Genomic DNA, 8,522 nt, shown 5'->3' with positions numbered 1-8,522 from the left:
GGCCCGGCCCGGCGACGAACACCGCGTTGAGGTCCCTGCGGACGATCTGCCGGTTGGCGTGCGCCCAGACCAGGTTCAGGCCCGGGACCGTGCCGAAATGTCCGAGCAGCCGCGGCTTGATGTGTTCCGCCGTCAGCGGTTGCTGCAGCAACGGATTGTCGAGGAGGTATATCTGGCCGACGGCGAGGTAATTGGCGGCCCGCCACCAGGCGTCGATGGCGGCAAGCTCGTCGCGGTCCAGCGGGCCCTGGACATCGTCGAGCACGTAGGGCGCTGGGGCGCGGGTTTCGCCTCGGCTCCCGCCCTGGTAGTCCCCCGAGGTGTCCCCGCCCGTACTCGCTGACTGAGTCATCGGTCGACCCTTCCTCGTGGTTCGCGATCACACCGTGCGGCGACTGCGGCAGTGTATGTCCTTCGCGGAACGTCCGGCTGTCCCCGCCGTTAACGGCGGATTCACCCTGACCGTCCGCCGAGCTGGTCCGACTCCAGCACCTTGCGCTCCCCGGTGCGCGATGCGAAACCGGTGATCGGCGCTGTTTTATCCGTGTGCGAGCTGGATGGCCTTGACGATGAGGAGAACGGCGCCCAGGACGAGGTAGCCGCGTAGCGCGATCATGCCGAATTTGGTGCCCACCGACCAGGTCACGGGCTGCAGCAGCGCCAGCGGGGGCATCCGCCAGTTCATCTTGTCCTGCTCGCCAAGGTGTTCCCACTGCGGGGTTCGCGCCGCCGCGTGCGGGTGGTGGCGCTGTGTCCACCGTATTGCGATCAGGGCGATCACGGCACCGATCAGCACGGCCCCGGCGATATAAGCCGCGACCCGCACCACGTCGAGGTGGGGGAACAATGTCGCGGTCATCAGGATCCCGGACAGCACCAACAGGATCCCGATGATCGCCGCGGCGACGGTGTTGAGCCAGCGGCGGTTGACCCACGGGCCGAGGACCTCACGGTCGTTGCACAACAGCAGCAGAAAGACGCTTGCGCTGGGCAACAGCAGCCCGGCGAGGGCCTGGACCGCGGTGGTGATCAAACCCAGCGGCGCGCCCGGGATCAGCACGATCCCGGCGGCGGCGGCGACCATCGCGGTGTAGGACAAGTAGAACGGCTTGGCGTCGGCGAATCCGCGGTGCAGGGAGTGTTTGAGGCCGAACACATCGCCGAAGGCGTAGCTGGTGGACAGGGTCACCGCCGCGGCGCCGACGATCGAGGCGTCCAGCAGCACGATCGCGAAGATCGGGCCCAGCACGCTGCTGTGTTGGGACAGCAGGTGTGCGACCTGGCCGGCGTCGACGAAGTTACCCGCGCTGTTGGTGGAGCGTGCCGCCCAGTCGGCGGTCATCACCAGCGCGGCCGCGCCGATCACCACGACGAACGCCCCGAGCACGGTGTCGGCCCGTTCGTAGGAGATGAACCGGGGGGTGATGCGTTTGTCGACGACGTTGGATTGCTGGAAGAACAGCTGCCAGGGCGCGACGGTGGTGCCGACGAGCGCGATGATCAACAGGATCGCGTCCGAGCTGAGGCCGCCCTGCACGCCGGGCACCACCAGGTGGTAGGCGGCGTGCCCCCACTGCGGATGGGCGAGCAGCACCATCGGGACCTGCAGGAATGAGATCGCGATGAAGACGAACATCGCCCGCTCCCAGCGGCGGAAGCTGCCGGTCGCCATGATCGCCACCAACGCCACCGCGGCGGTGGGTACCACGACATACTTGGAGATGCCGAAATAGTCGGCGACCAAAGAGATCCCGATGAATTCGGTGACGATGGTCAGGAAGTTCAGCAGGAACAGGTCGCCGACGCTGAACCAGCCCCAGCCGCGCCCGAAGCGTTCGTTGATCAGCCGGGCATGCCCCACCCCGGTGACCGCACCGAGACGGACCACCATCTCCTGGTTCACGATCAGCACCGGAATCAACAACAGCAACACCCACATCAGGCTGTAGCCGTAGTTCTGCCCGGCCTGCGCGTAGGTCGACACGCCGCCGGCGTCGTTGTCGCCGACCATCACGATCAACCCGGGCCCGACGATCGCCAGCAGTGTCAACAGGCGCATCTTCATGGTGCGACGCTCGTCGGCGTCGCCCATCCGGACCCGGCCAAACGCGCCCTCGATGTCACCCAGGTGCGCTGTGTCCAGCACCGCCGACCCCCGGGCCGCCACCGTCCTCGAAACGCGCTGCCCGTGACCGTCGGCCGGAGTCAGGTCCTGGCCCGGGTCGGGGGTCGCGCCGGCGGTGTCCGGTTCAGTCATGACCAGATCCGTTCTCTGCGGGCGATGCCGTGATGTCGCCACCGGTGGTGTCGCGTATCGGGCGCGGGGCGGGTTCGCGCCGGCGCCAATCGTCGGGGATGATTGCCTCGAGGACGTCATCGACGGTGACCACACCCAGTACGCGATCGTGCTCGTCGACGACGGGAATGGCGACCAGGTTGTAGTCGGCCATCAACAGCGCCACGTCGGTGACGTCCGCATCGGGGATGACCCGAACGGGATCGAAATCCAGCAGATCCGTCACGGGTGTGTCCGGGTCGGATTGCAGCAGTTTGATCACCGACACCACTCCGACGAGTTCGCCGCTGTCGGTCAGGGCGTGCATCTTCAGCAGCGCCTCGGGCTGCATCGAGCGGGCACCGGCAATGATGGAAAGGGCTTGCCCGGCAGTGGCGCTGGTCGGACACGATGCGACGTCGACGCTCATCATCCCGCCGGCGCTGGACGGGTTGAACCCCATCAGGGTGATCACCTTGGTGCGCTGGCCCGCCGGCAGGAGATCCAACACCCGGCGACGCCGGGATTGGCGCAGGTCGGCGACTGCGTCGGCGGCGTCGTCGGCCCGCATCCGGGCCAGCACCCCGGCCACGTCGGCGTCGCTCATGTCGTCGAAGATCCTGGTCGCCTTGTCCGGGTCGAGTTCCTCGAAGACATCGGCTTCCAGCTCCGGATCGCTTTTCACCCGGTCGAGGATTTCGCCGCCCTCACTCTTGTTGGCCTCCTCCAGCAGGTCGGCGATCTGCGCCGGTTTCAGCGTCGACATCCGCCCACCGGTGCGTGACAGGACGCTTTGCGTGTGTCCGATCAGCGGCTCGAAGGCCTTCCAGTCCCGGCTGGCTCCGCCGCGTGACTTGATCAGCCCGAACAACCGCGCGGGCGGCCGGGTGTCGAGCCGGGCGACCACCCAGCCCGACCCGGTGTCGTCGAGTTCGACATCGTGGGCGTGCACCAGCTCGGCGGCCGCCACGTCGATCAGCCGGTGATTCAGCACGTCGGCGCGCAGCAGCACCTCCCCGTCGCGGCGTTCGAAGGCGCGCAGGTCCACCTTGTTTTTCGACAGCACAACGTGGTCCTGGGTCAGTTCGCTGATCTGCTGGGTCGACACATACACCCGCCGGCCCCCGACTCCGACCACCAGGCCGGTGACCGGCGGGTACTCGTCGCTGGCCCGCAGCCGTACGATGACGTCTTCGACGCGTCCGATCGTGTCACCGGACTTGGCGATGACCGGACGGCCCAGCAGTCGGGACAGATGGATCACCGGCCGCGACGCCCCAGACACCACGGCGCCACCACCGCTTGTGGTCGGATTGGATTCACTCATCGCACACCTCTGCTCTCGATGGGGCTCGGGTGCGTACCAGACACCACCCCAGCCCACAATGCCGGTTTGATTTGCCCACGCGAAGGTGAACAGCACCGAAAGAATGGCCATCCAGCGTGTGGCGTCGTTGTCGGGATCATCGCGAGCACCGGCGCGCGGCGGTTTCCCCTCGCAGCGCCTTAGTCGATCTGCCCGCGGCGCCGAAAAGGTAAATGAATGCCGAAATGGTCATGGCTTCCTCCCGGAAGATGAGCCGCGGACGGCAATAAATATCCGTCGACGCGGAATTCGGCATGCGGCCCATATAGAAACCCGCACGTGGACAGTTCAAACAACAGCGTGAATTCAGATTGTGCCGGCGAATGCCGGGCCGCGGCCGGGCAGGGCTACAACCGGACTCGGATACGGACTATCACTCGGAGTCACTGTCGATCCCCACCTCCTCGCAGCCGGGACGCGCTCGGGCGCCTGGTCACAACACACACCCGGGGATCCGCCGCAGCCGAAACGGACTGCGGCCGCACCCCTCTCGTCAGGGCTTTGGCACTGCACGGCGTATCCCGGCCCCTTGCGGGGCCGGCAGCCACTTGGGCTCGACCCTTAATCCGGGAGGAGCTGTCCTGACCGGGGGCGTCTTTCGACGTTCGGGGTCAGTGGCCTGTGTCCGTGCAGACGCCTCACCTAGCGAGGTGCTTGCAGCGAAATAGTAGGCCGCACCGCACAAAGAGTCAAACTGTCGTCTTTGGGTATCGACATTGCACGAATCGAACCGGGAAATGACACCGACAAAGATTGCGCTCGCTGTACCGCACCACTTTCAGATCGCCGACAGGCGCCGGGGTGAAACGCTAAATAGGGCAAGCAGAAGGGCAACGGATCGCGGCGGCCAAGTACCGCCGCCTGTTACGAGTCAGCTCCTGGTTCGAGTCAAGCTCACTTTCCGGACGCGTGCGAGTGAAGCCACGGCTCGCGCCAACCCGGGTGCCCGGAGAGGAGTTTGTGCGCGCCGGCGGGCCCCCACGACCCGGGCTTGTAGAGCTCGACCGGTGGTGGGTCGTCGAGCAGCGGCTGGATGATGCGCCAGGTTTCCTCGACGCCGTCCTCGCGGGTGAAGTGGCTGGCGTCACCGCGCATCGCGTCGCTGAGAAGCCGCTCGTAGGGTTCCGGCGCCTCCCCGAGCTCCTCGGAGAAGATCAGCGACAGGTCGACCGTGCGGGTCGTGTTCGCGCCGGGCTCCTTCGCCTGTATGGCCAGGTCGGCGCCCGGGTTTGGATCGATTCGCAGGACGAGTTCGTCCGGATCCGGGGTGTGGGGCGCGAACGCGAGTTTGGGGGGCCGCTTGAAGATGACCCGTATTTCGGTGGCTCGCACCGGGAGAGCCTTGCCCGCGCGGATGAAGAACGGAACGCCGGCCCAGCGCCAGTTGTCGATCTCCAGCCGCAACGCGGCGAAGGTCTCGGTTTGCGAGCCCGGGCGCACTCCCGCCACCGCCTGATAGCCGTCGTACTGGCCGCGCACGTAGTCGTTCGGGTTCACCGCCGGGATCGCCCGGAACACTTCCACCCGCTTGTCGCGCTGGCCGTCGGCATCGGCTGTGCTCGGCGGTTCGGAGGCGAACAGGCCGATGAGCTGGAGCAGGTGGTTCTGCACGACGTCGCGCAGCGCCCCGACCGGGTCGTAGAAGCTGCCCCGGCCCTCGACCCCGAAGTTCTCGGCCATGGTGATCTGCACACTCTGGATCCGGTCGCGATTCCACAACGGCTCGAAGATGGAGTTGGCGAACCGCAGGAACAAGATGTCCATCGCCGGTTCCTTGCCGAGAAAGTGGTCGATGCGCAGGATCTGCCACTCCTCCAGCAGCCTGCTCAGCTCGTCGTTCAGCGCCCGGGCCGATGCCAGGTCGTGCCCGAAGGGCTTCTCCACCACGACCCGCGCCCGGGCGGTGAGGTTGGCACGGACCAGTCCCTCGACCACCTGCCCGAACAGCGACGGCGGGATCTCGAGGTAGAAGACCGGGGTGTGCTTTCCCTTGATCGCCTTGGCGACTCGGTCATAGGTCTTCGGGTCCCCGAAGTCACCCGACACCATCGAGAGACGCGCCGCCAACCGCTGGAACACATCTTCGTCGATCGTCTCGCCGCTGTCCTCGATGGCCCGCCGCGCGTGGTCGCGGAGGGTCGAGGCGGACCAGTCGTCGAGGGCGACGCCGACGATCGGGCAGTCGAGCATCTGACGCCGCTCCAGCCGGTACAGGGAGCGGAAGGTCATCTTCTTCGCCAGATCTCCGGTGATGCCGAAGATCACCAGGACATCCGCGGGCGCGGTCGCCGCCGCATTCATCGCCGGGCCTACTTCTTCTCGGCGTGGCCGCCGAATTCGCTGCGCATCGCGGACATGACCTTGTCGGTGAAGTCCCCGAGTTGTCGCGACTCGAACCGCTCGTAGAGCGACGTCGTGATGACGGTGGCCGGAACGCCCTCGTCCACGGCGGCGAGCACCGTCCATCTGCCCTCTCCGGAGTCGGAGACCCGCCCGCTGAAGTCGTCAAGCCCGGGCGAGCGGGCCAACGCGTCGGCGACCAGGTCGACCAGCCACGACCCGACCACGGACCCGCGCCGCCAGACCTCGGCCACCTCGGCGACATCGATGTCGTACTGATAGGCCCAGGGATCACGCAGCGGGGTGGTTTCGGCGTCGACGTCCCGGCTCACCTTGCCGGCGTTGGCGTGCTTGATGATGCTCAGTCCCTCGGCGATCGCGGACATCATCCCGTATTCGACCCCGTTGTGGACCATCTTCACGAAGTGCCCTGCGCCGCTTGGCCCGCAGTGCAGGTACCCGTCTGGAGCGGTGCCGTAGCGCCGGGTGCGGCTCGGGGTGGGCTCGGCGCTGCCGGCCCCGGGGGCGATCGTCTTGAAGATGGGGTCGAGCCGGGTCACCACCTCGGTCTCCCCGCCGATCATCAGGCAGTAGCCGCGGTCGAGGCCCCACACCCCGCCGCTGGTCCCGCAGTCCACGTAGTGGATGTTCTTGGGCACGAGCCGCTTGGCTCGGGTGATGTCGTCGCGGTAGTAGGAGTTCCCCCCGTCGATCACGGTGTCGCCGGGCTCCAGCAGTGGGACGAGCTGATCCAGCGTCGAGTCGACGATGGCCGCCGGAAGCATGAGCCATACGGCGCGCGGTTGCTCGAGCTTTTCGGCGAGGTCCTCCAGCGATTCGGTTCCGGTCGCCCCTTCGCCCTCGAGTTCCTTGACGGCGTCCGCGTTCACGTCGTAGACGACGCAGCGATGCCCGTCGCGCATGAGCCGCCGAACCAGGTTTGCCCCCATCCGGCCCAGTCCGACCATGCCGAGCTGCATGGGTGTGTCAGTCGCCATGTCTCTCCTCCTTCAGCAACGTCCAGTTTCCGATAGTGCCGAATGACTCTGCGGCTCTTTCCCGTCTTTCGTTGTCCAGCCTTGAGGTCAATGTCCAGCCGGTCAACTCCTCGAGCGCCTCCCGTACTCACCGCCGGCACCCGTGCGACGGTCCCTTCACGGCTGTCGAGCACCGGGCTGATCTGCACAGCCGCAGCCCTGTTGTGGTCGTTGTCGCCACGCCATTTCGTCATGTGCTAGCAGACGACGGACGTCACCCGTTGTGGCCCTGGCGATTCCGCGACTGTCAAGGCGCAGCCTCCTGTCGGGATTGAAACTGACGACTATGGCACCCGACATTCGGTCACTGTCTGGGGCGTGATCACGATGTGTGCTGCCTGCGCCTCGCCGTAGTACACCATTCGCCGCCCCCATAGCCGTATGTGACGCAGTTCGACCGCCGCGAACTGTGGTTGCAGGTAGTAGAGCCAAGCTATCCGAGCGAGCACCGCTGGCGGTGGCGTGCCTCGGACCGCTCGGGCGCATCCGCGCACGAGGAGCCGGTCGGCGTTGTCCCGACCCTCGCCGCCGAGCAATAGGGCCACCTCCGGGGAAGCAGCCACATTACCTGCCGTCCAGGACGACGCCGAGGTCGTCGCATAGATGCGGCCGTGGTGAGAAACGAACCACAGCGGTACCGCGAAAGGTGTTGCCTTTATTGAACGGCTGGCAAGAATCATGACTCGCGACCTGCGCACCGCCGCTTCAAGATTCGGCGAGTGGAACGGGTGAACGTCGTCCTTGTCGTCGGTGACCGAAAACCACGCCTGCCGTGGAGCTGAGGTTTCCTGTGGCGTCGCTACCTCACGCAGTGAGCCGTAGTCCCAGGCCACGATTCGCCTGGGCATTACCCGATAAGTGCGATCGCCGATGGCTTCGGCCATTCCTCTGACGGTCAGCGAGCGCAATCGGAACCACTGCGGGCCGTCGTCGGCGATCACGACGACATTGCGACCGGCCAGATCTGGGCTGCCCTCCGGCACCTGCACAGTGCGCGGCGACGACGCGGGATCGGCTGGCTTTTCGAGAGCCACGCTCACCGGAACCAGGAGGACCTCGTCGTCCACGGTGGCGGCCAACGCCGCGCGTGGCGGCGTGAGAGCCAAGTCGGCGACGGCGCTCGCCTCGACATCACGAGTTATCACGAGCGGTGCCCTTCCGGTAGAAGTGCCTCCATCGCCACTCTATGCCGATCGTCTGATCTTGTTGACTTGTCGCCCCCACGGCTGACGGTTGCGCAAATTCGCGGCGGGCGGGTCCGCCTGGGGCGTTTAATTGACGGGCCAGGTAGGAGAAACGCCGATGAAGTCGCACCGTTACGCCAACGGACTCAAGACCGTCTTGCTGCTCGGATTCATGTCGGCGCTGATCGTGTTCATCGGGGCGCTGTTCCACAATAGGTCGATTTTGGTGCTGTCGATCGTGCTCGCGGTCGGCATGAACGTCTGGGCCTATTTCAAGAGCGACACCCTGGCGCTGCGGGCCATGCACGCGCAGCCGGTCA

Annotated in this window: 5 protein-coding genes, 2 pseudogenes and 1 riboswitch; of the genes and pseudogenes, 1 reads left to right on the top strand and 6 read right to left on the bottom strand. The window is 66.3% G+C overall.

All coding sequences use genetic code 11. The features are described 5' to 3' along the window. The 6 genes and pseudogenes from VKG81_RS11110 to VKG81_RS11085 all read right to left on the bottom strand — a co-directional run. A pseudogene (locus VKG81_RS11110) lies at nt 1–352 on the bottom strand (phosphoketolase); the annotation flags it as partial. Between the two features lie 186 nt (nt 353–538). Next, nucleotides 539–2,092, bottom strand: a complete 1,554-nt coding sequence (locus tag VKG81_RS11105) for an NRAMP family divalent metal transporter (protein ID WP_414685235.1) — start codon at nt 2,090–2,092, stop codon at nt 539–541. 157 nt (nt 2,093–2,249) lie between these two features. After that, entirely contained in the window at nt 2,250–3,602 is a 1,353-nt protein-coding gene (locus VKG81_RS11100) for a magnesium transporter MgtE N-terminal domain-containing protein (protein WP_324395964.1), read from the bottom strand. A 517-nt stretch (nt 3,603–4,119) separates the two neighbouring features. After that, a riboswitch (M-box (ykoK) riboswitch) is annotated at nt 4,120–4,298 on the bottom strand. A gap of 237 nt (nt 4,299–4,535) precedes the next feature. Beyond that, complete coding sequence (zwf, locus tag VKG81_RS11095; RefSeq protein ID WP_324395963.1) at nt 4,536–5,942, bottom strand: glucose-6-phosphate dehydrogenase; 1,407 nt, start codon at nt 5,940–5,942, stop codon at nt 4,536–4,538. 8 nt (nt 5,943–5,950) lie between these two features. Then, on the bottom strand, nt 5,951–6,961 hold the full coding sequence (gene gnd, locus VKG81_RS11090) for a phosphogluconate dehydrogenase (NAD(+)-dependent, decarboxylating) (protein ID WP_324395965.1): 1,011 nt from the start codon (nt 6,959–6,961) through the stop codon (nt 5,951–5,953). Between the two features lie 341 nt (nt 6,962–7,302). After that, the gene (locus VKG81_RS11085; RefSeq protein ID WP_324395962.1) at nt 7,303–8,163 is read right to left on the bottom strand and encodes a pyridoxamine 5'-phosphate oxidase family protein; all 861 of its coding nucleotides are present in this window, start codon (nt 8,161–8,163) and stop codon (nt 7,303–7,305) included. A gap of 157 nt (nt 8,164–8,320) precedes the next feature. Here VKG81_RS11085 and VKG81_RS11080 point away from each other — a divergent pair. Next, a pseudogene (locus VKG81_RS11080) lies at nt 8,321–8,522 on the top strand (protease HtpX); the annotation flags it as partial.

The organism is Mycobacterium sp., assembly GCF_035314905.1.
GTDB lineage: Bacteria > Actinomycetota > Actinomycetes > Mycobacteriales > Mycobacteriaceae > Mycobacterium.
The sequence above is the reverse complement of the archived record's forward strand: the minus strand, read 5'-3'. Positions and strand labels throughout refer to the sequence as shown.

Coding starts and splice junctions, on each gene's coding strand:
- zwf (WP_324395963.1), bottom strand. CDS start 5,942: ATGAATGCGGCGGCGACCGCGCCCGCGGATGTCCTGGTGATCTTCGGC.
- VKG81_RS11105 (WP_414685235.1), bottom strand. CDS start 2,092: ATGGGCGACGCCGACGAGCGTCGCACCATGAAGATGCGCCTGTTGACA.
- VKG81_RS11100 (WP_324395964.1), bottom strand. CDS start 3,602: ATGAGTGAATCCAATCCGACCACAAGCGGTGGTGGCGCCGTGGTGTCT.
- gnd (WP_324395965.1), bottom strand. CDS start 6,961: ATGCAGCTCGGCATGGTCGGACTGGGCCGGATGGGGGCAAACCTGGTT.